Consider the following 21,545-nt stretch of genomic DNA (forward strand, 5'->3'; position numbering starts at 1 on the left):
TGGAGACGCGAAAACGCCTGCTGAGCCGGGACGGTGAGCACCTGAGGTGGTGCGCCGGTGGTCGAGCGCGCCTCCGTCCGGCCGTACCGGTTCGAACCGCTCCGCAACCGCTACGAGCGACGCGCGGTTCTCCACCAGGGCCTGCCCGAAGCGACCCGCAGCTCATGTGCCCGCGCCGCCCGCGAATCCCGTCCTGAAGCGATCAGCCGGCCACGCCGAACCACCCGGACCGCACCTCGGCCGGAAACGATCGCAGCGACCGCACTGCGGACCGCAGGTCCTGGTCCGTCGCCGTCCGAGGCTGCCCCGACCCGGTCCCGGCACCGGTCCTGGCGACGCGGGCCGGCCGTCAGGGGGCGTGGGGGCGTGGCCCACCCTGGCCGAAGCTGCCCGACGGCCGACCCGACATCTCAGACGCGGGACCGCGCGGCAGCGGTGATCCAGTTCCTGCACTCGACGGCGTAGTGCCGGAGGTGGTGCTCCAGGACATCCTGCGGGCCGGCGGTGGGCACGTAGACCGTCAGGCTCGCGGTGAAGCCGTCGGAGTTGTCACCGAACTGGGTCAGAGCCCGCCCCACAACGGTGCCGTCGGCCAGGAAGAGGTTCGAGGACATCTTGTGCGGAAACTCGGACTCCGGCAGGAGTTCGTCCGCGTCCGTGGCCCAGGCCATCGCGTCCGTCCCCCAGCCGCCCATGAAGAAGGCGCAGACGTGGGGGCCGATGTTCTCCACCACGTTGAAGGCTCCGTCGGCCCCGGGGGCCATCACATAGTGCTCGGGGTGAGCCGCCAGGAGCGCATCCTCGTCACCCGCGAAGGCCTTCTCCATCCAGGCCAGGAACTCGCCCGAGCTGAGCCCGCGCGTCGTGAGGACTGTCGTGCCGGCCCTGAAGCCGCCGTCGGAGGCGAGCGCACTCCGGCACAGGAAGGCGTTGCCCTTCTCGATGTCCACGGCCAGAAGTTCGAGCAGGCCCTCGCGGCCCAACCGCGTCCGGAAGCGGTCCAGGGCACGGCGGGCGTAGAAGAGCTCGAAGTCGTCGATGCTGCCGGCGCCCGTGGGACCCGAGTCGAGCGTCACGTCCACGGGCGGGAGAGCCTGGCTGTCGGTCATGGGGAACCTCCCCTAATATGTGAATGCCAATTCGCATTCACGTTTGCAGCGTACCCAGAGAAGTGCCGCACTCGTCAAAAGTCGCTGGTGAGACCGCCTCCATTACGATGCAGGGCATGACTGACGAGCCGGATCACCCACTGCGGTACAGGGAGCCCCGGCAGGCGCGCAGCGCCGCGACCCTGGCTCGCGTACTGCGGGCGGCCGAGGAGATCGCTGCCTCGGCGGGCCTGGAGGAGATGACGATGTCCGGCGTCGCAGAGCGTGCCGGAGTCTCGGTCGGCACGATCTACCGCCGCTTCGTGGACAAGGGGCAGCTGGTCGCCGCCCTGACGGAGAGAATGCTGGAACGGCGCGAGGAGTACGTCTCCGAGCAACTGCGTGCGGCTGAGCCGTCCCTCTCCGGCGTCATGGACGCCTATGCGCACTCCTTGCTGCGGTCCTTCGCCGACAGCAGCAGCCTCTTCCCCGAGTTGTTGCGCTCACGGGGAACCACGCCTCTGGACCGCGGGGCTCGCACCATCACCGAACTTCACCGCCTCCTGCTCGAAGCAGCGGCCCCCTACGCCGACCAGATCCGGCGCACCGACCCGCAGAGGGCTCTGGACACGGCAGCCCGCACCATCCTCGGAGCCTGCTTCCACAACTCCGTACGTCCCGACCCCGTCACCGGAGAAACGGCAGTGCGCCAGTACGCGGACGAACTCGGCAACATGGCGATCGCCTACCTGCTCACACCCGACCTCCACCGCGCCACAAGCACCTGAGCCGCCTGCCCGCACCGGCAGACGGTCTTCACAGTGCACGGTACGGAGCGACGCCTGACCGTTCGGTCCAACGGCTGATCCCGTCTCCCCCACAGCCTCCTTGGGCTCCGGAATCCGGCACACCGGAGGCCGGTGAGGACCGGCGCTCCGATGCCTCGCCCGCACCGGGGACCGGCACCTGCCAGGGCAGTACCGCTGATGTCCAGCAGCAGAACTGGCAGGTCGCGGTGGCGGCCAACGATGCAGCACCCCGTGCGGTCCCCCGTCGTGACCGGCCGGTGATCAACGCAGCCGCCTCGGCCCGGCCGAAACGGCGAGGCCGGCCGCCGGGCACGTGGCCCGCTCTCTCCCGCCGTGCGGCTGATGAGCTCCCCGCCGCGGTCGGGTGAGGGGATCAGCGCAGTCCGGCGAAGAGATCGTTCTCAGGTACGGCCGCGCCGGTGGCGTCCTTGACGCGTACGAAGGTCTCCATGCCCATCAGCTCGCCGAACCTCTCCTTGCCCATCTTGAGGAAGAAGATGTTCTCGCCCTGACTGGCGTGCGCAGCCAGCGCGTCGAACTTCTGGCCGCTGAACGCGGTGGTGTCCACCCACGTGGTGATCTCGTCGTCGGGGAGGCCGATCTCGGCCATCGCGGCGGCCTCGACGGGATCCGGCTCCGGCATGTCCTCATTGAACTCGCGCATGGTCTCCCCGAACTTCTCCATCGCCGATCGGGGCATCGTCGTCCAGTACACCTTCGGTGTGAGCCCGGTCATCTCCAGCGCCGCCATCGTGATGCGGTTGGCCTGAATGTGGTCGGGGTGGCCGTAGAAGCCGTTCTCGTCGTAGGTGACGACCACATCGGGCCGGTAGTGCCGCATGAGTTCCGCAAGTCGGACGGCACCCTCCTCGACGGGGGTCTGCCAGAAGGATCCCGGGGCGTCGTTGCTCGGCCAGCCCGTCATCCCGGAGTCGGCGTAGTCCAGCATCTCCAGATCGCTGATCTTCAGGACGTCACAGCTCGCCTTGAGTTCTTTGTGGCGTATCGAGGCGACGGCCGCCGGATCATGCCCGGGATCGCCCGGCTTGACGCCCCCCGTTCCGTCACCGCAACCGCCGTCGGTACACGTCACGAGAACCGTACGGATGCCTTCCGCCGCGTATCGCGCGAGGACCCCTCCGGTTCCGGTGGCCTCGTCGTCGGGGTGGGCGTGCACAGCCATGAGCGTCAACGGCCGGTCGGTCATGAAACGGTCCTCCTGCATACGTACGTCTTGGTCCGGGCGCGCGGCGGGCGCGCCGCGATCTTGGAGCCGGACCCTGGTGGGGCGGCCGGCCCTGTGGTCTCCACCGTGCGGCACCGGTCCCCCGGTCGATGCAACCGCGCCGGCCCGGCCGGCTGTTCCCGGCTCGGCCATCTGGTCCCCGAGGCGTCGGAGTTCCGACGTGACCCAAGTACAGCGATCTGCATCTCTCGGCACGACGTCGGCCTCCTCGGACCTGCTTCCTGCGCTGCGAGGTCGGCGCCTGCCCCCGGCAACTGTCTCCGCGGGCAGCGACCGGTTCGCCCCTGATGCGGGGGGCAGCACCTTCGCCGGATCGTGGCCTGGCCAGAACCTACCAGCGGAGACGTCCACGTTCAGAGAGCTCTCTCGGTCGTGGTGCAGGTGTCAGCGGGCATCCGCCCCGGCGCACTCCCCTCTCGCTGCGGACACGGTGTCTTCGCGGCGCGCTCCGTTCACCGGCTGCTCTCAGCCCAGGTCGAGCAGCGTCACGTCATGGCGGTCGGCGCCGGTCCCCCACGGCCGCGCCTCGCCGATCTTGCTGTATCCCCAAGCACGGTAGGCAGCCGAGGCCGCCCTGACATCCGGGTGGACGTTCAGCAGCACCCGCTCGGCCTCGATGCCGTCGAGCAGCGTCTCGTGCAGACGCCGCGCGATGCCCTGCCCGCGCCACGGTCCGCGCACCGCGAGTTCCATCAGCCCGAAGGTGCGGTGTCCGTCCTCCCGTCGCATGTCATCGGGCACCGGCTCGGTCAGTTCGTCCCACCAGGCCTTGTCGGGGGCGAGCGACCAGCCGTACGCCATGCCGACCGGTTCGCCGTCGTCGCAACGGGCCGAGGCGGCACGGAAGCTGCGCTTGCGGAACTGGAAAGGAAAACGGCAGAAGGCGGCGGCGACGTCGTCCTCGGTCTCGTTGCAGGAAGGCTCTGCGAACGCCTCGGCACAGATAAGCCTGAACGCGTCCTCGGCCTGCGCTGCGGCCGGTCCGTCCATCCGCTCTGTCGCGATGGTCCCCTGCTTCGTCATCTGATGCCCCTCGAACGGCCTCACTGATGCGCTCGGCACATCCATGGGCCGTGCACCCTCGCCACCGGACCACGACTCGCTGAGGCTCCCGCAGCCTACCCGGCAGCCGCGGAGAGGAGACGCAACAGCACGCGTGGGGAACGAGAGTCACGCAGTGACCCACCGTGGCCGCTGTGCCCGGGCAGGCGGGCCGGAAACCGGAGCCCCGGCCCGCGCCCGGCGGTTCAGCCCGTGAGGGTGGCGAGCCAGCCGGTCAGCAGGCGGTTGATCTCCTCGGGGCGTTCCTGCTGGATCCAGTGGCCGCAGCCGTCCAGGAGGTGGGAGGCGGTCAAGGCGGGCAGGGTGACGGGGAAGGCGTCGATGGCGTCGGACATCCAGGTGGTGGAGGCGTCCAGCGCGCCGCCGATGAACAGGGCCGGCTGCTTGATCGGGGCGCCTCGGTGCGGGGCGAGGTCCTCCCAGTCACGGTCCATGTTGCGGTAGCGGTTGAGTGCACCGGTCATGCCGGTGCGCTCGAACTCCGCTGCGTAGACGTCCAGGTCGTCCTCGGTCAGCCAGGCCGGGAGGGTGCCGGCGGGAAAGCGTTCGCGCAGCCGGCCGCCGCGGGCGATGAAATGCGGATCGGGTTCACCCTGGGCAGGCATGGTGTCGGCGGACAAGGCGGCGTAGAAGCCGGCGAGCCAGCCCCGGACGTCGGGCTCGATCTCCGCCTCGGCACGGCCGGGTTCCTGGAAGTAGGAGACGTAGAACTCCTCATCGGGGCCGCCGATCCGGCCGAAGACGTCGGTGGGGCGGGGCCCGCCGGGCGGCGCGTACGGGACGCTCAGCATGGCGACGGCGCTGAAGACCTCGGGGTGCAGCAGAGCGGAGGCGGCGGCGATGCCGGAGCCCCAGTCGTGGCCGACGACCACCGCTTCCTCCTCTCCGAGGGCACGCACGACGGCGACGTTGTCCTCCACCAGATCGAGCATCCGGTAGGCATCGGTCGCCGCGGGCTCGGAGGAACGGCCGTAGCCGCGTACGTCGATCGCCACCGCCCGGTAGCCCGCCGCGGCGAGGGCCGGGAGCTGGCGGCGCCAGGAGTACCAGGACTCGGGGAAGCCGTGCACGAGCAGTACCAGCGGGCCGGCGCCCTGCTCGACCAGGTGCAGGCGGCCGGCGGGGGCCTCGACAGTGCGGTGCTGGAGTTCGGCGGACGGCTCGGACTGCATGGGGCTTCTCCTCGGTTCGCGGGCGGACGCGGATACCCATCGATCATGCGGCGCGACGCCCGTTCGACGCGATCAGCCTTGCCATTCTGGCAAACTTGCAGGACAGGGCGACGGAGCGGCACAAGTTCGGAAGGGGCGGAGAGGTTGACGGGCGAGGACGTGACCGAAACGCTTGCGGCGATGGGCCCCCGGCTGCGGGCCGCACGCGAACACCGCGGCGCAACGCTCACCGGCGTCAGCTGTGCGACCGGCATCTCGTCGAGCACGCTGTCACGGATCGAGACCGGCCGCCGCAAGCCCACCCTGGAGGTGGTGTTGCAGCTGGCGAAGGAGTACGGCGTATCCCTGGACGAGCTGGCGGGCACCGCACCTGCTCCTGCGGCCGGGCCCCGCACCTCCGTGCTCCGTCGTTTCGGCGACGACAAGGTGGTGCTGCCGCTGACCCGGTACGTCGGTGGCCTGCACGCGCACAAGCACGTCCTGCCCGCCGCCGAAGAGCCGTCCGCACGGCCGCGCCAGGTCTCCCACGACGGCTACGAATGGCTGTGCGTCCTGTACGGGCGACTGTGGCTCGCCCTCGGTGACCAGGACCTCGCCCTGGCCGCCGGGGACGTGGCCGAGTTCGACACCCGCACGCCACACGGGGTCACGAACGCCGGATCCGACGGGCCGGTCGAATACCTGATCATGTTCGGGCCCCAGGGGGAGCGCCTGCGGCCGCGTACCCCGCCCACCCCTGGCCCCCCGGCCCGGTGACACGCAGCGAACGAACGGTCTGACATCCTGGATACGCCCGGGATGTCAGGCCTCTTCTCCTTGAGCCCCGGCGGGGCTCTCATCCGGCCGGCCGAGATCGACCTCACCGGCATTTCCCGTGCCTCGACCACTCGCACTCGGGACAGGCAGATCAGTCGTCGATCGCCTGGTAGAGGGTGGTCCAGAAGTCGTGGATGGCCCGTGCCGAGTCCGGTGTGGACATTCCGGTCTGGGTGAGCAGGATGCCGACGAGCCCGTTCTCCGGGTCGGCGTAGGCGGTGGTGCCGGCTCCGCCGTCCCAGCCGAACTGGCCGATGGGCGCGTAATCACCCCGGTAGGTGCGTACGGCCATTCCGAAGCCCCAGCCGCCGTGCTGTCCCTGGCCGTGTGACAGGTGGACGATGTTGCGGGCCCAGGCTTCCCGTGCGGCCTGCTGTTCGGGGGTGAGGCGGTTGGTGGTCATCAGCTCGACTGCCGGCCGGGACAGGATGCGCTGGGTGCCGTGCTTCCCGTGGTTGAGCAGCATCCGGAAGTAGGCGTGGTAGTCGTCGGCGGTGGAGTCGAGTCCGCCGCCGCTGGAGGGGAAGGCCGGAGGCTTGCTGTGGTGTCCCCCTTCCGCCTGGTCCTCCACGCTGAATTCACCGGTCTGCGGATCGGGGGCGTACAGGGGCGGCAGCCGGTGGATCTTGTCGGCGGGCACGTGGAAGCCGGTGTCCTTCATGCCCAGCGGTTCGAAGATGCGCTCCCGCAGGAACGCCTCGAAGGGCCGGCCGGTGGCCCTGGCCACCAGCACCCCGAGCAGGTCGTCGCTGACGTTGTACAGCCACCGCTCGCCGGGCTGGTACATCAGCGGAAGCGTGCCCAGGCGCCGCATCCACTCGTCCGGCTCCACCTGCGGCAGCAGCCATCCGTTCTCGCCATAGACCTTCTGCTCGAAGTACGCACCCATTATCGGGGAGTTCATCGCCGTCGTGTTCAGTCCGAGCCCACAGGTGGAGGTGAGCAGGTCCCGTACGGTGATCGGGCGCCGCGCCGGGACGGTGTCGTCCAGCGGGCCGTCGGGCCGCTTGAGCACCTGCCGGCCGGCCAGTTCCGGCAGCCACTGATCTATCGGGTCGTCAAGCCGCACCCGGCACTCGTCCAGCAGGACCATGGTCGCGGCGACCGCGACCGGCTTGGTCGTCGAAGCCATCCGGAAGATGGTGTCCCGGCGCATCGGCGCTCCGCCGTCGTGGCGCATCGTCCCGATCGCTTCGACATGGGTCTCCTCGCCCCTGCCGACCAGGGCGACGAGTCCGGGGATCCTCTTGGACTCCACATGCGTTTCCAGCACCTCGCGCAGTCTGCGCAGCCCTGCTTCGGACAAGCCGTTGTCGCCGTTTCCCATGATGGGTCTCCTTGCACGCATTGGTCGTTCTCGACGGTGCCGCGGGCATGCGGCGAGAGGCGGCCGGCCGGAGTGGCCCCGCTGCCGCGTGGTACGGACGGGCGATGATCGTGGTGCTCGGTCCAGCAAGATCAGACCGTCGTGTCTTCCGGTCCGGCCTCGTTGCCGGCTGCGCGCCCGATGTCGTCGGTCAGCTGCTTCCGGGCGCGGGCGGGGACGTAGCCACCCTCCGAGTAGTTCCTGGCGAACGCGTCGACGAACTCCACCGGGTCTTCCCCGACGACATCGCGGATCGGCGTTCCGTCCGCCGCGGCCTGCTCGAAGAGGTCGGCGAGGTCCTCGAACATGGCCGCGTTGCTGTCGCCGTCGGTCGGCACGAAGTGCATCAGATACCGCTCGATCGCCTCGGCAGCGGTGCGGTAGCTCTCAGGAAGCTCCTTCACGCGCCCCTTGTACGCCCTCCAGCGCTTCTTGGGCCCGATCATCTTCGCCATGAGGCCGGTCTTCTCGGCATCGGACATGGTTACTTGCCCCCTTCGCGGAGCTGTTCCAGTCGTTCCGTGAGGAAGCTCCAGGTCCTCCAGAACTCTTCGAGGTACTCGTGTCCCTGAGCGTTCAGGGAGTGCACCTTGCGCGGCGGCCCCTTCTCGGAGGGGACCTTCTCCACGTCGACCAGACCGCGCTTCTCCATCCTGAGGAGAAGCGCGTAGACGGTCCCTTCGGCGATGTCGGAGAAACCCTGCTCCCGCAGCCGTGCCGTGATCTCGTAGCCGTAGGCGGGCCGGCCGGCCAGGGACGCCAGGATGATGCCCTCCAGGGTGCCCTTGAGCATCTCCGTCTCGAGCTTGGCCATGAAGCACCTCCCCCCTTCGCTAGTAAGCGGCGTTGAGTACTGGTACACCGTAACGCTGACTACCGGTACTTAGCAAAACCGAATAGTCAGCGATCGGTTCAGCACCTGCGACCCCCGCTGATACCGGAGACCCCCAGGCGAGCGGATCCCATGACGGACACCGCGACCCGCGCCATCCCCTTCATGTGCCCCCGTCCAGCGGCGCAGGGCGAGCGCGCCGGGGACAACCCCGACAACTGCGGCGGGAAACGCCGATCCGCGTGCCGCCCTCCACCTGCACGAGAAGCGACCCGTCGGCTCGGCCTGGAGAGCCACACCCTGCGACGGAGCGGCGGCACGTCCGTCCTGCCGCTCCGTCAGACCGGAGTCCGATCCCGCCGCACGGGCCGGCGAGCGGCAGGCCGTCGGAGCCACGGCAAGAAGCACACATTGGGGACAAGTGACGAAAGCCGTACAGCGTTTAGGAAACGTTAAGTAAATAATGTTGTCGGTAAGTAACGGAGGGCGGCAGAGGCCATTGACGGGCACTCGGAAAGCAGTCACCTTCATGACGTCAAGCATTTTCCGTCCTCCATGAAAGCCGGAATGCCCATGAGGAGAACCCGACGCTTCGCCGCCTCGACACTGACTGCTGCAGCCGTCTTCGCGGCATCATTCGCCTGGCCCGCGACAGAATCTGCACAGGCTTTTCCCGCTACCCCCAAGCAGACTGTGGTGAACTACCTGCGCTCCATCTCCGGAAACAGCATCGTTTCCGGGCAACACAACAAGGAGCCTGCTTCCGCTCCCGGTCAGTACACGCAACAGGTCAAGGACGTCACCGGACAGTACCCCGGCCTGTGGGGCGGTGACCTGATGTTCAACGCCGTGGACGTGGCCGATCGCCAGCGCGTGGTGGACCAGGCGAAGACCGAGTGGGCCAACGGGTCGCTCGTCTCTCTGACCTGGCATGTCTGTCCGCCGACCGGCGGAAGCACCTGTGCGTTCGAGGGCGGCGTGAAGTCGAATCTCTCGAACGCCCAGTTCTCGCAGATCCTCACCGCCGGCAGCTCGCTGAACAACGCTTGGAAGCGGCGTCTCGACGAGGTTGTCCCTTACCTGCAACAACTGAAGAACGCAGGAGTCCCGGTCCTCTTCCGGCCGTTCCACGAGATGAACGAATCCTGGAATTGGTGGGGGAACCGGCCGGGCGCCAACGGCAGCGCACGCCTCTTCCAGATCACGCGTGACTACCTCGCGGGAAGCAAGGGTCTGGACAATCTGATCTGGGTGTGGAACGTGCAGGACAACCCGGCCGGCGGGTGGAGCAATTACTATCCCGGAAATCAGTACGCCGATGTCGTCTCACTGGACGTCTGGTACAAGAGTCACCCGAGTTCCGCCGATTACCAGCAGATGAGGAACATCGCCGGCACAAAGCCCATGGCGATCGGCGAAATAGGCAAGATGCCGACCGCCGCGATGCTGCAGAGCCAGCCTCAATGGGCGTGGTTCATGATGTGGTCCGAGCATCTGCGCGGGAACAACACCAACGCCGAGACGCAAGCGGCGTACTTCCACCCCCGCGTCCTGAACCAGGGCGAGGTCAGTCTCTCCTGAGCGCGGCTGCCGCCGTCGCTGACTCCCGGCTCCCGATCCGGGACCGTGCCGGCGGGGCCCTGGCGGTCGTCGCTCCCGTCCTGACCCACCTCGGGCGCGGGCGGTCACAGCCATCCGCGCAACCCGTGGAGAAAGCCACCAGGATCGTCACGGTGGACGGTGTGCCCCGCACCGTCCACCGTCCGCGTGTGCCAGCCCCTGCTGCGCAGTAAGGCGGCCTCGGTCGGTGGTATCCGCTCGCTGTGGTCAGCCAGTAGAACCAGCGAAGGTACGGCCGGTGCGTCGGGAAGGCCAGGCAAATGCTGGAGGGCGGAGACGGAAGCCGGGTCCCAGGTGGAGAGAGCTTGATGCTCGGCGGTGATGTCGTCGTCGTGCCAGCGCGGGTGCTCGGCACGCAGCTCCCGCCAGGTGGCGTGCTTGACGGCGCGCAGGGCTCTCAGGTCCCGGGGCCTGCTCAGCCATGCGGGGTCACAGTGGATCGTGCGGGCGCAGCGCAGCTGGGGTGCGGCGAGCAGCAGTGCGGCTGAGCCAAGTGAGTGGCCGATTGCGAGGTCCGGAGACGAAGACAGGGTTTCGAGCAGATCGGCGGCCAGGGCGGCTGGGGTGTAGTTGTCGGCACGGCCGCTGGCGCCATGGCCGCGCAGGTCGACGGCGACGACCCGGTAGCCATGGTCGGCGATGGCTGGAGCGACGCGATTCCAGGTGCGTGAGTTCGTCATGATGCCGTGCACCAGCACTGCCGTACGGGTGCCGTTCCCCCAGACCCGGGTGGTGAGCCTCACGAGGCCCCGCCGAAGGGGGCCCGAGCGTGGTGGAGCACCGCCCGCGTGCCGGTCAGCTCACAAGAGCTCCCGGCAGGCACGAACACGGGGGCGACCGGGGAGAGGACCGGGCCGGATGTCGGACGCGCTTCGCCGGCCAGGCACAGCAGAACCTGTGGTCCGGTGCCGGTCGCGCACATGGCTTCGGTGCCCGTCTCCACGCGTGACAGGGCGAACTCCGCCATGGGAGAGCGGTACTGCCCCTGGCCCGCGAGCAGGGTGGGGGTGAGCCGCATGACGGACGGTCGCATCGGGGCGCGGTCACCGATGCCGGCCGGCAGCACTGTGTCGACGTGCTTCTCGGCGAGGCCGCAGAGCCGCGGATCGGTGCGGAAGTCCTTCAGGTCATGCAGGCCGAGCCATTTCGCCATGGTGCGGTACCCGCCGTGGTGGCGGTCCCACCGGTCGGCGAACGGGACGGCCGGCCTCAGGCCGCAGGGGCGAGAGCGGGCGACGGCGTGGTCGACGGGTGCGAATGAGCCTTCGTCGAACTCGCCCGGTTCCGGCGGGGTGCACGGTTCGCAGCCCAGGGACGTGCCGAGCTTGTGGGCCCGGACGAAGGTGGCGTTCATGACACGTGCAGTCTTCGGCGCGTCGTCGATGCGGGAGTACGTGGGGTGGCCGGCGCCGCCGACGTTCTCGTTCGAGCCGAGCCGGTACATGCGGGTGCCGACGAAGCGGAAGCGCTCGTCCCGCAGCGTCAGCACGGTTCCCTCTCGCCTGACAACGACGTCCGCAGTGCTGATGGAAGGACCGGCAGTGACAGGCGAGGAAGCGACGGTGGTGGTGATGAGAGCGCCCACCGTCAGGAGCTCGGCCGGAGCTCTTCGGCAGTGTCGGGGCATGGCGGACCTGGCGTTCGACTCGAAGGAGGAGTGGGAGGGAAGCGGCCGAAGGCCGGCCCGGTCCGGGGAGTGCGTTTCCGGACCGGGCCACAGCCCCGGCGATCGTCGTCAGCCGGTGGTTTCCTGCGGCGGAGCGCTGCTGCCACGAGGCAGCAGCACGGGAGGCGCCGCAGGACCGGACGACGGGTTGCGGCGCTGAACGACGTCGAACAGCCGACGGGTCACTTCGGCGCCGAAGCCGAACACGTCATGGCTCATGGCGGACAGGGTCGGGTGTGTGAGTTGGCACAGCTGCGAGTCGTCCCAGGCGATCAGGCTGATGTCCCTCGGGACGCTCAGACCCATCTCGGCGGCCACCGACAAACCTGCGACCGCCATGATGTCGTTGTCGTAGACGATCGCCGTGGGTCGTTGTGGGGAGGCGAGCAGCGAGCGAGTGGCCCGGGCGCCCTGCTCCCCGGAGTAGTCGGTGGTGACGCTGCGGGCCGGCTCCAGCCCGAGTTCCGTCACGATCGCGTTGAGTGCGGCAGTTCGGATCAGGGTGTGTCCGAGCGCCGCATGGCCGCCCACCCGTGCGATCCGTCTGTGTCCGAGGGTGGCGAGATAGCGCACCGCCTCGTGTACGGCGGCCTCGTCATCGGTCCATACCGAGGTAAAACCGCCGGTCAGGGACGGATGACCGACGGCGACGGCCGGTAGCCCGATCGTCGACAGCGCGGTGACGCGGGGGTCGTTCTGCTGGATGTCGACCAGGATGGAACCGGCGATGCGGCGGGCTTGCCACCATTCGCGATGGACTGCGATCTCCTGGTCGGTGTCTCGTACCAGTTGGAGCAGCAGGGAGCACCCGTGCTCCTCCAGGACGGACTCGACCCCGGAGATGAATTCCATGTAGAACGGCTCGAGTCCGAGCTGTCGCGCGGGGCGGGCGATGACCAGGCCGATGGTGTCCGCGGCGCCGGTCGCCGATCCGGACAGCTTGATCGCTGTCTGGCTGGGTACCCAGCCCAGCTCGGCGACCGCCGCCATAATGCGTGTCCGGGTGGCTTCTGAGACGCCGGGGCGGTTGTTGAAAGCCAGGGACACGGCTCCTCGGGACACCCCGGCAAGGGCTGCCACGTCGTTGATCGTGACGCGCCCCGACCGGCTTGTACGGGACTCACTCACGGCCGGCTCCGCTGTTGACACAGAACAGCGCCGCGCGAGCGGCGTCCGCGTCGGGCTGCGACCAGCCGGTGACCTGCCAACTGGTGCTTTCGCCGGGCAGCAGTGTCACACGTCCGCGATCGGTACGGGCACCGGCGTCGAGCCGGTCGGCCTGGAGCAGGAGGTCCCGCACCAGTCCGGTGGCGGTGACCGTGACCACTGCGCCGTTCTCGCCCTCCTCCGCGATGCGGACATCGTAGGAGGCGTCCGCATAGGCGAACTCGCGGTCTGCGCAGGCGAAGTGGACAGCACGCAAGCCGCCTGTGCCTGGGCCTGCCTCCGGGCCTGCGTCGGGGCCTGCGTCTGCGTCTGCGTCTGCGTCTGCGTCTGCGTCTGCGTCTGCGTCTGCGACCAGGAATTCCCGGCGCGTGTCGCCGAACTGAGTGACCGAGTCCGGCAGCCTCTCCAGTGCAACGCTGCGCTCCATGGCCTTGAGGGCCACCTCGGCGCTTGCCAGCACGGTACCGTCCGCGTCCACCCGGCGAACCGTGACGGAGGTACTCCAGGGAGCGGGGCCCTGATTGCAGCCCGCGATCACCAAGTCACCGTCACGTTCCTGGATCGTCAGCAGCCGGTCGGCATACAGGCGGCGCATCTCGAAGTAGAGGGGCTTGAGCCGGGCGTCGCCGTCGATCGCCGCCCAGGAGGTGACCGGCCAGCAGTCGTTGAGCTGCCACAGCACCGTGCCGGCGCAGCGGGGCCAGTGGGAGCGCCAGTGCTCGACCCCGGCGGCGACGGCACGCGCCTGATTCAGTTGCGTCAGATAGTGCCAGGTGTCGAAGTCGGCGGGTGTCGCGAAGTGCGGGTCCAGCCCTCGGTTCAGCTTGCCGTTGCCGTCTTCCGCCTTCTGGTGGTGCAGCATGCCGGGGGAATCGGCGTTCAGGGGACGTTCGGACAGGGCTCGTTCCAGGGTGGCGAGCGTCGGTGGCGCCTGCCAGCCGAACTCCGCGACGAAGCGGGGCACGGTGGTGAGGTAGTCGCTGTGGTCTCGGCGGTTCCACACCTCCCATGAGTGCGCGGTGCCATGGTCGGGGTCGTTCGGCTCGTGGTCCCATGACCCCGACCAAGGGCTGCCTGCCCAGTACGGACGGGTCGGGTCCGTCTGCGCAACGACGCGGGGCAGCAGACCCAGGTAGTAGCCCTCGCCCCAGGAGTCGCCGGCGAGCGCCTGCTCCCAATCCCAGTCGGCGAAGCCCCACAAGTTCTCGTTGTTTCCGTTCCACAGGATCAGCGACGGGTGGGGCATCAGCCGGGCGACGTTCTCCCGGGCTTCGGCCTCGATCTCCGAACGCAGCGGCTGCTCCTCCGGGTAGGCGGCGCAGGCGAACAGGAAGTCCTGCCAGACCATCAGGCCCAATTCGTCGCAGACGTCGTAGAAGGCCCGGTCCTCGTAGATTCCGCCGCCCCACACGCGTACCAGGTCGACGCCCGCCTCTGCTGCCTGGGTGAGGCGGGTGCGGTAGCGGTCGTCCGTGACCCGGGTGGGGAAGACGTCGTCAGGGATCCAGTTCACCCCTCGGGCGAAGATCGGAGTGCCGTTGACGACCAGGGTGAAGGCGCTTCCGTGTGCGTCTGCGGACGTGTCGACTTCGATCGTGCGGAAGCCGATGCGTCGCTCCCAGGCGTCGAGGACCCGGCCGTCGTCCTCCCCGGTCAGCACGACCGTGCACCCGTAAAGCGGCTGGTCACCGTAACCACGCGGCCACCACAGCGCCGCATCCGGGACTCGTACGGCCAGGGTCACGGTGTCTTCCCCGGGGGCGACGGCAACCTCCGATGAGACGTCGCCGACAGCCGCCGCCAGGCGCAGGGGCCGGTCCCGGCCGGTTGTCGTCCGGTCCAGGTCGACGGTGATCTCGACGAAGCCGCTCCCGTCGCCATCGACAGTGACCCGCGGACGGACCTCAGCCAGCCGGGCTGTGGACCACTGCTCGATTCGCGCCTCGCGCCACACGCCGGCCGTCACCAGCGTGGGGCCCCAGTCCCAACCGAACGAGCAGGCCATCTTGCGGATGTAGTTGAACGGCTCAGGGTATGAATTGGGCCGCGTACCCAGGGCCGCACGGACCGTCTCGGCCTCGGTGTAGGCAGAGGTGAAGACCACCTCGAGCGGTGCCGGACCGGCCTCCAGCAGATCGGTGACGTCGAACCGGTAGGAGCGGTGCATGTTCCGGGTACGCCCCAGCAGACTGCCGGCGGCGTGGACGGCAGCGACCGTGTCCAGTCCGTCGAAGACCAGTTCGGCCCGCTCGAAGGTGTTGTCGCGCCGGGGCAGGTCGGTCGCGTACGCCCAGTCGGCACGTCCCACCCAGGCGGCCTCCGACTCGTTGCGGTCCAGATACGGGTCGGCCAGCAGGCCCGCCGCCATCAGATCGGTGTGGACGCAGCCGGGCACCTGCGCCGGCACGGTGGTTCCGGCCAGCCCCGGAGGCGCGCCCTCGGGGGTGCCGCGGTCGGTGTTCAGGCGCAGCGTCCAGCCCCGGGACAGCGGCGTGCGGACCTTCATGCGTACTCCTTGAGATGTAGTGCGGGGCGCGGTGGGCGGGCAGGTCATTTGGTGGAACCGGCCGCGAATCCGCTGTAGATGAAGCGCTGCAGCGCCAGGAAGACGATCAGAGTGGGCACGATCACGACGATCGTGCCGGCGGAGATGGTCTCCCAGTGGGCGCCGAAGGGGCCTTTGAACCGGAACAGAGCGGTGGAGATGGTGCCGAGTTCGGGGTCCGGCATGTAGAGGAAGGGCACGTAGAAGTCGTTGTAGATCGCGATGCCCTTGACGATGACGACGGTGGCGATGGCCGGTCGCAGCATCGGAAGAATGATCTTCCGGTAGATCGTCCAGGAGTTGGCGCCGTCGATGCGTGCGGCCTCGTCCAGGGACGCGGGGATGGACCGGATGAACTGCAGGAAGATGTAGACGGAGACGATGTCGGTGCCGGTGTACAGGAGGATCGGTGCCCACCGGCTGTTGAAGGCGCCGAGATCGTCGATCACCTGGAACGTCGCGACCTGTGTGGTGACGCCGGGGACCAGCGTCGCCAGCAGGAAGAGACCCATCACCAGTTTCTTGAGGCGGAACTGGAAGCGGTCGATGGCATAGGCGGTCATCGAGCCGATCAGCACCGTCCCGGCGGTGGAGATCACGAGGATCAGCGTCGTGTTGCCGAACGCCCGCAGCATCGCGCCCTGCTCGATGGCGGTCACGTAGTTGGCGAAGTTGAGCCAGTCACCGGGCATCGACAGCGGTCCGCTGTTCGCCACCTCCGACTCGGTCTTGAGCGAGGTCAGCATTACGACGACGAGGGGAACGAGGACCACTGCCGAGGCCATGAGCAGTGACAGGTACTTGAGGACGACGGGAATCCTGGTCGGCACGGTGCGGCCGGCACGGACCGTACGTCGGGACGGGGCGGACATGTCGGTGGTCACGAGAGCTCCACCCTCTCCTCGGGAAACAACCGGCGCTGCACCCAGGTGATCAGCAGGATCAGGATCAGCAGCACGACGGCTGACGCCGAAGCCAGGCCGACCTTGTCGAATTGGAAGGCGAGCTTGACCGTCTGGATGACGAACGTCTCCGTACCGTTGGCACCGCCGGTCATGATGTAGGGAATCTCGAAGACGGCCAGGGAACCGGAAACAGCGAGGATGAAACTCAGGCTGATGATCGGCTTGATGCTGGGCGCGATGATGTGCAGGAACTGCTGCCAGCGGTTCGCCCCGTCCAGCTCCGCCGCCTCGTACAGATGCGGCGGAATGGACTGGATCGCGCCGAGGAACAGCACCATGTTCAGACCCATGAAGCGCCACACCGACACCCCCGCGAGAGAGGGATTGGCCAGGTCCGGGTCGCCCAGCCACAGGTGCCCGCCCTCCGCCCCGGCCAGGCGCAGCAGTGTGTCGAGGGTGCCGTCGGGCTGGAAGAAGTACAGGAACACGAATCCGACAGCCACCCCGTTGATCAGGTAGGGAAAGAACAGCAGGCCCTTGAACAGGTTGCGGAACCGGGTGTTGAAGCTGAGGACTGTGGCGAAGTACAGGGCGAGCGCGATCTGGAGGAACGACGCCGCCAGGTAGAACCCGCTGACGAGGAACACCTCGAACCGAGCGGGCTGTGTCACCAGGTCGGTGTAGTTCTCCCCGCCCACATTGGAGCGTTCGGGGCTGATGCCGTCCCAGTCGGTGAAGCTGTATCCGATCATGTCGGCCACCGGCAGGAACGTGAACATCAGCAGCAGCGCCAGCGGCGCGGCCAGGAAGAGCCAGGGGGTCAGGGCTGCGTTACGGAGCCGTCCTCCGGCGCGTGGCCCGCCGGGGGCCGGCTCCGGCGACGGGGTGCTTCGCCGGCCGGCGGCCGGCCCGCCGGCACGAATCTTGTGGGCAACGGTCATCTCATGGTTCCTCGTGGTGGGTTCCCTGTCAGGCGCGCGTCGGGGTGGCGGCACGGCGAATGGTCCACACGTGGCCCTGCCCGGGCGGGCGAGCGCGGCGCACCCGTCCCGGCCGTGGTCCCGCCGCGCCGCGGCACGGTCACCCGCCGAGTGTCTGCTGAGCCTCGGCCCACTTGCCGTTCAGCTCGCCGAAGTAGCTGTCCATGTCCCCGTCGGCCGCGCCTCGGGCGACATCGACCAGCTTCTGCCGGTAGTCCTGGGCGGTGATGCCGATCTCGGACGCCTTGTCGATCCTGTTCACCTCGACAACGTTCTCCTGGTCCTGCGGAATCATCGTGACATCGTTGTCAGAGAATGCCTTGAGCGCGTCCGGAAGCGGAGCGCCCTTGACCGAGGAGATGGACCCCTCACCGGCGGCCTGACCGGACTTCGTGATGTACCAGTCGAGCCACGCCCGGGCCGCCTCCTTGTTGCCGGAGTGTGCGTTGACTGCGTACTGGTAGTCAGGACGAAGCACCGAACAGTACGTTCCGTCGTTCTGCGCCGGGAACGGCATGAACGCGATGTCGTCAGGGTTCTTGCCTGCGGCCTCCGCGCCGGCCCGCATCTGGGAGATCGCCCAGGACCCCAGCCACATGGATGCGACCTTCCCGGATCCGATCTGCGCCTTGGAGTCCTCCCAGTTGGTCGTGGTCGGGTCAGGCTCCGCCAGCTTCTTCTCGACGATCGTGTAGAGGAGCTTGTCGATCGCGTACAGGTCGGATCCGCTGCTCCAGGGGTCCTTGGTCTTCGCCAGGGAGTCGTAGGACCCGGAGTCGCAGGAGGGCGAGCCGATGGCGTTCGTCCAGTTGGTGAGCGGCCAGCCGTCCTTGTAGTTCGTGTAGTAGGGGACGGCGTCCGTCTTGGCCTTGACGGCCTCCAGGTCCGCAATGAACTCCTCGGGCGTGGTGGGCCAGGCCTTGATGCCCGCCTTCTCCCAGACCGCCTTGTTGTAGACGAACCCGTTGGCCACCCCGATGTTGGCCAGGCCGTAGACCTTGCCGTCCACGGTGGCGTGGTCGGTGTAGTCGAACTTCTCCGACAGTGCGATGGAGTTGCCGAGCGGAGCGAAGAAGTCGGGGTACTGCTCGACGGAAAGGGAGTTGGGGATCAAGAGGACGTCACCGTAGTTCTCGGTGTTCATCCGGATCTTGGTCTCGCCCTCGTAATCGGTCAGTCCCTCGAACTTGACCTTCACACCCGGGTAGATCTTGTTGAACTCGGCCGCGTACTTCTTCAACGAGCCGTCGGCAATCTGGTCCGTCCTGTTGGTCAGGACCGTGATACCGCCGGACACCTTGGCGGGATCGCTCGGTGGAGCCGCGATCTCGCCGGTCGTTGCATCCCTCTGACCACTACACGCTGTCACTGCAACCAAAGTCGCAGCCATCAGAACCACGCATTTTCTGCGCATTTCATCCACTCCTCACTGCACGTCTTTCGGTGTCACGCCCTGGGGAGCGTCGCATCGACTCCCGCTGTCCCGGCCTGATGAGCGCTCAACGTAGACGTAACGCGGTGGCAATGTCCATAGACCGCTCCACCTGAATTTGGCGCCTATGCAAGGCCCTGAACAGCGACTTTACTAAACGTTGACTAAATCAATCGCAACTTGAACATGCCCGTCGAGAGAGATTCGGCGAGGGCTGGACAACGTTGTCAGGCGATGGTCGGATGTGGTGTCCTCAACCGGACCGCACATGTCACGCCGATCCAGAGGATCATCACCATGAGTAATCATCGATCGGAAGTCCGATCGCCGGACAGTGACTTGATCGCCGCGCTCGACATCGGCGGAACCAAGATCGCGGGTGCCCTGGTCAACCGGAACGGCACGCTGGTCCATCGCGCGCGCCGCTCCACCCCGGCGCAGGGATCCGCGGGCGCGCTCCTCGACGCGGTGTACGAGGTCGTGAACACCCTGGCTGCCAGCCCCCTCTGGGAACGCGTACGCGCGGTGGGCATCGGCAGCGCGGGCCCTATCGACCTGAAAGGCGGAAGTGTGAGTCCCGTCAACATCCCTGCCTGGAGGGACTTTCCCCTCGTCGAGTCCGTCGGAAGACATCCAGCCGTCTCACATCGGCACGTGATGCTGGCGGGCGACGCCGTGGCGATGAGCGCGGCTGAGCACCGCCACGGCGCGGCACGCGCACACAAGAACGCGCTGTGCCTCGTGGTATCCACCGGCGTGGGCGCGGGCCTGGTTATCAACGGCAGCGTGCACCACGGGATCACAGGTAATGCCGGCCATCTCAGGCACATCAGCATCGACTTCGACGGTGACCCCTGTCCGTGCGGCGCGAGGGGTTGTCTGGAAGCCATCGCCAGCGGTACCGCCATCAGTCGGCACGCCCTTGCCCTTGGCTGGCGACCGCCTCTGACAGCGGACGCGGACGCAACGGCGGTGGCGGCGGCGGCTCGCGACGGGCAACCGGCTGCTCTCGCCGCGTTCGACCGGGCGGCCCGCGCGCTGGCGGCCGGCATTGCAGCCACGGCTGCGATGATCGAGATGGACATCGCTGTGGTCGGCGGCGGTGTAGCCCAGTCCGGCGAGGTGCTCTTCGAACCGCTCGCTCGCCACCTGCGACGCTATGCGGCCATGCCATTCCTGCGGGAGCTGCGCGCAGTGCCGGCTGAACTGGGGCCCGACGCCGGTCTTGTCGGCGCCGCGGTGCTGGCGGCAGCTGGAGTGCCGGCCGCTACGGTCGGTACTCGTTGAGGGGAGCCGATAGGTATCCAGCGAACTCATGAGCCGTCTCACCGACTCCCGCCGTCGTGTCCGGAGTGCTCCTGGATGGAGCCCTCCTCGGTGGCCAGTCCCTTCCAGCCACAGGTGGGTCCTGCGTGGTGAACAAGCGCCGGTACGACGGCAGGGTGCGGCTGCGGCTGCGGGGGCCGGATGCCAATGTAGGTGATCAGGCAGCGTCGGCCTGGTAGTCATGTCACCCTCGAGGTGAATTCTCCTCGTACGACGGTTCCGGAGACCACGCATGTACACGGTGCCGTCCCGGTCACGCAGGCCGCCGCGCGGGTACTGTTCGTGAAGCCGCACCAGCGCCCGGCAGACGATGACCACAACCGTTTCCGACGGGCCTCGTCGTGCAGGGACCGGCCCACGGCCCGACCGCAGCCGGTCAGACGGCCAGGCCGTCCGCTCCCTCTGCCGGTCAGGAACGCAGCTTGGGCATCAGCGCCCTGACGGTCTCCGCCATGGCCGGCCAGGCCGCAGTGATCTGTTGATCCGTCAAGGGGGTCAAGCTCTGCACCTGGACCTCGCATCCCAGACTGCTGTCCCGGACCACCAGCCGGAGGTCGCTGCGGAACACTGCGGCCTCCTTGACGCTCTCGTAGCGGAAGGCCCCGCCGCCGAGCCCGGGTACCTGCACCACCGGGCCACGTGCCTCCTTCGACGCCGAGGACAGCAGGTACTCGTACTGCTTGGTTCCGAGGGCCACGTCCCTCCATACGGTGCAGTAGACGACGGAACGGCCGTCCGCCTTCGTCGTGGACGCCCTGAAGCCCTGCAGACAGGCGGCGCCACTGCCCGTTGCCTTGTCGGCGCCGGTCCGCTGCCCCTTCGGCGGACCGTCCGTCGGCGCCACGGCGGCAGTCAGCGGGCCGAAGTCGACCTTCGGGCAGAGGTCCGTCGGCGGACGGTAGTCGCCCGGCCCGTTCGTCGGGACGGCAGTCGCCGTCGGCGTGTCTTCCGCATCGGCGGACGCCTTCCCGTCCCCGCTGCCGCACCCGGCCAGTGCGCCGAGGACGAGCACCACACCCGCGCTCCAACTCGCTGCACGAATGCGTTTGCCTGTATGGGACACCTTCACGTTCTCTCCCCTCGGTGTCGGCCCGTCCAAGGCCAACGGCATCACCACCGTCGCAGAAATGCAGCCCTGGACCCATCCGGGAGAACACGTAATCCTCCACGTAAGAGAACGGGAGAGAGCCGGCTCACCCCCGCCGACGACGATCAGCGCCACCGGCAAGTTCCTGCCGTGTGCCGGCTCTGTTGCCCGCCTCACCGAGCGGGGCGCGACGTACCCCGCCGACCGCCGGCCCGGCAGGCGTGAACAGTGCGAGGGATCAAGTCGGGGCTTCGGGGGTCCTGACAGCCGGTCGATGCCAATAGACCGCAACAGCCGGAGCAGAAGCGCTCCTGTCGGCGACGGCCGACACCGCGATCAGCAGCCGGAATGACTTGAGTCACGTCGGCCGCATGCTCGATCGTCCGCCGTGGGCTCGTCCTTGTGGTTTCTCGTCTCCATGTCGCG

Annotated in this window: 19 protein-coding genes; 4 read left to right on the plus strand and 15 right to left on the minus strand. The window is 68.1% G+C overall.

The features are described 5' to 3' along the window. Positions 1–410: 410 nt before the first annotated feature. Positions 411–1,109: a hypothetical protein gene (locus tag HED23_RS16420; protein ID WP_203184143.1), complete on the minus strand. Its 699-nt coding sequence runs from the start codon at positions 1,107–1,109 to the stop codon at positions 411–413. Between the two features lie 116 nt (positions 1,110–1,225). On the opposite strand from HED23_RS16420, the gene HED23_RS16425 reads away from it, so the two are divergent. Beyond that, positions 1,226–1,876 (plus strand): TetR/AcrR family transcriptional regulator, encoded by a 651-nt coding sequence (locus HED23_RS16425; RefSeq protein WP_238441990.1) that lies wholly within the window; start codon positions 1,226–1,228, stop codon positions 1,874–1,876. A 394-nt stretch (positions 1,877–2,270) separates the two neighbouring features. On the opposite strand, the gene HED23_RS16430 is transcribed toward HED23_RS16425, so the two are convergent. From HED23_RS16430 to HED23_RS16440, 3 genes are all read right to left on the minus strand, one after another. Continuing rightward, a complete protein-coding gene (locus HED23_RS16430; protein WP_203184145.1) occupies positions 2,271–3,104 on the minus strand; it encodes a PIG-L family deacetylase in 834 nt (277 codons plus the stop codon). Positions 3,105–3,608: 504 nt separating this feature from the next. Beyond that, positions 3,609–4,166, minus strand: coding sequence for a GNAT family N-acetyltransferase (locus tag HED23_RS16435; protein ID WP_203184146.1), 558 nt, complete (start codon positions 4,164–4,166; stop codon positions 3,609–3,611). A 224-nt stretch (positions 4,167–4,390) separates the two neighbouring features. Next, positions 4,391–5,377, minus strand: a complete 987-nt coding sequence (locus tag HED23_RS16440; RefSeq protein ID WP_203184147.1) for an alpha/beta hydrolase — start codon at positions 5,375–5,377, stop codon at positions 4,391–4,393. 180 nt (positions 5,378–5,557) lie between these two features. Here HED23_RS16440 and HED23_RS16445 point away from each other — a divergent pair, with 180 nt between their 5' ends. Further along, entirely contained in the window at positions 5,558–6,133 is a 576-nt protein-coding gene (locus HED23_RS16445; RefSeq protein ID WP_420803082.1) for a helix-turn-helix domain-containing protein, read from the plus strand. 151 nt (positions 6,134–6,284) lie between these two features. On the opposite strand, the gene HED23_RS16450 is transcribed toward HED23_RS16445, so the two are convergent. The 3 genes from HED23_RS16450 to HED23_RS16460 form a co-directional block, all read right to left on the minus strand. Then, positions 6,285–7,520, minus strand: coding sequence for a serine hydrolase domain-containing protein (locus tag HED23_RS16450; RefSeq protein ID WP_203184149.1), 1,236 nt, complete (start codon positions 7,518–7,520; stop codon positions 6,285–6,287). Positions 7,521–7,651: 131 nt separating this feature from the next. Continuing rightward, positions 7,652–8,041 (minus strand): DUF1048 domain-containing protein, encoded by a 390-nt coding sequence (locus HED23_RS16455; protein ID WP_203184150.1) that lies wholly within the window; start codon positions 8,039–8,041, stop codon positions 7,652–7,654. 2 nt (positions 8,042–8,043) lie between these two features. After that, complete coding sequence (locus tag HED23_RS16460; RefSeq protein WP_203184151.1) at positions 8,044–8,373, minus strand: PadR family transcriptional regulator; 330 nt, start codon at positions 8,371–8,373, stop codon at positions 8,044–8,046. Positions 8,374–8,964: 591 nt separating this feature from the next. Here HED23_RS16460 and HED23_RS16465 point away from each other — a divergent pair. Then, positions 8,965–9,972, plus strand: a complete 1,008-nt coding sequence (locus HED23_RS16465; protein WP_274383027.1) for a glycosyl hydrolase — start codon at positions 8,965–8,967, stop codon at positions 9,970–9,972. A gap of 104 nt (positions 9,973–10,076) precedes the next feature. Here the strand turns inward: HED23_RS16465 and HED23_RS16470 are convergent, their stop codons facing one another. The 7 genes from HED23_RS16470 to HED23_RS16500 all read right to left on the minus strand — a co-directional run bounded on the left by HED23_RS16470 (position 10,077) and on the right by HED23_RS16500 (position 18,688). Beyond that, positions 10,077–10,754, minus strand: a complete 678-nt coding sequence (locus tag HED23_RS16470) for an alpha/beta fold hydrolase (protein WP_203184153.1) — start codon at positions 10,752–10,754, stop codon at positions 10,077–10,079. Then, positions 10,751–11,500, minus strand: a complete 750-nt coding sequence (locus tag HED23_RS16475) for a hypothetical protein (RefSeq protein WP_203184154.1) — start codon at positions 11,498–11,500, stop codon at positions 10,751–10,753. The genes HED23_RS16470 and HED23_RS16475 overlap by 4 nt, the downstream gene beginning before the upstream one ends. Before the next feature lie 246 nt (positions 11,501–11,746). After that, positions 11,747–12,766: a LacI family DNA-binding transcriptional regulator gene (locus tag HED23_RS16480; protein WP_386474982.1), complete on the minus strand. Its 1,020-nt coding sequence runs from the start codon at positions 12,764–12,766 to the stop codon at positions 11,747–11,749. A gap of 31 nt (positions 12,767–12,797) precedes the next feature. Continuing rightward, the gene (locus tag HED23_RS16485) at positions 12,798–15,350 is read right to left on the minus strand and encodes a glycoside hydrolase family 2 protein (RefSeq protein WP_203184156.1); all 2,553 of its coding nucleotides are present in this window, start codon (positions 15,348–15,350) and stop codon (positions 12,798–12,800) included. A gap of 44 nt (positions 15,351–15,394) precedes the next feature. Beyond that, a complete protein-coding gene (locus HED23_RS16490) occupies positions 15,395–16,261 on the minus strand; it encodes a carbohydrate ABC transporter permease (RefSeq protein ID WP_398084074.1) in 867 nt (288 codons plus the stop codon). A gap of 8 nt (positions 16,262–16,269) precedes the next feature. After that, entirely contained in the window at positions 16,270–17,235 is a 966-nt protein-coding gene (locus HED23_RS16495; RefSeq protein ID WP_203184158.1) for a carbohydrate ABC transporter permease, read from the minus strand. A gap of 139 nt (positions 17,236–17,374) precedes the next feature. Further along, a complete protein-coding gene (locus tag HED23_RS16500) occupies positions 17,375–18,688 on the minus strand; it encodes an ABC transporter substrate-binding protein (protein WP_203184159.1) in 1,314 nt (437 codons plus the stop codon). A 315-nt stretch (positions 18,689–19,003) separates the two neighbouring features. Between HED23_RS16500 and HED23_RS16505 the strand changes: the two genes are divergently transcribed. Then, entirely contained in the window at positions 19,004–19,993 is a 990-nt protein-coding gene (locus tag HED23_RS16505; protein WP_203184160.1) for an ROK family protein, read from the plus strand. Positions 19,994–20,441: 448 nt separating this feature from the next. On the opposite strand, the gene HED23_RS16510 is transcribed toward HED23_RS16505, so the two are convergent. Further along, a complete protein-coding gene (locus HED23_RS16510; RefSeq protein ID WP_203184161.1) occupies positions 20,442–21,047 on the minus strand; it encodes a hypothetical protein in 606 nt (201 codons plus the stop codon). Positions 21,048–21,545 lie beyond the last annotated feature (498 nt).

The sequence above is a fragment of the Streptomyces pratensis genome (genome assembly GCF_016804005.1).
Lineage (GTDB): Bacteria > Actinomycetota > Actinomycetes > Streptomycetales > Streptomycetaceae > Streptomyces > Streptomyces pratensis_A.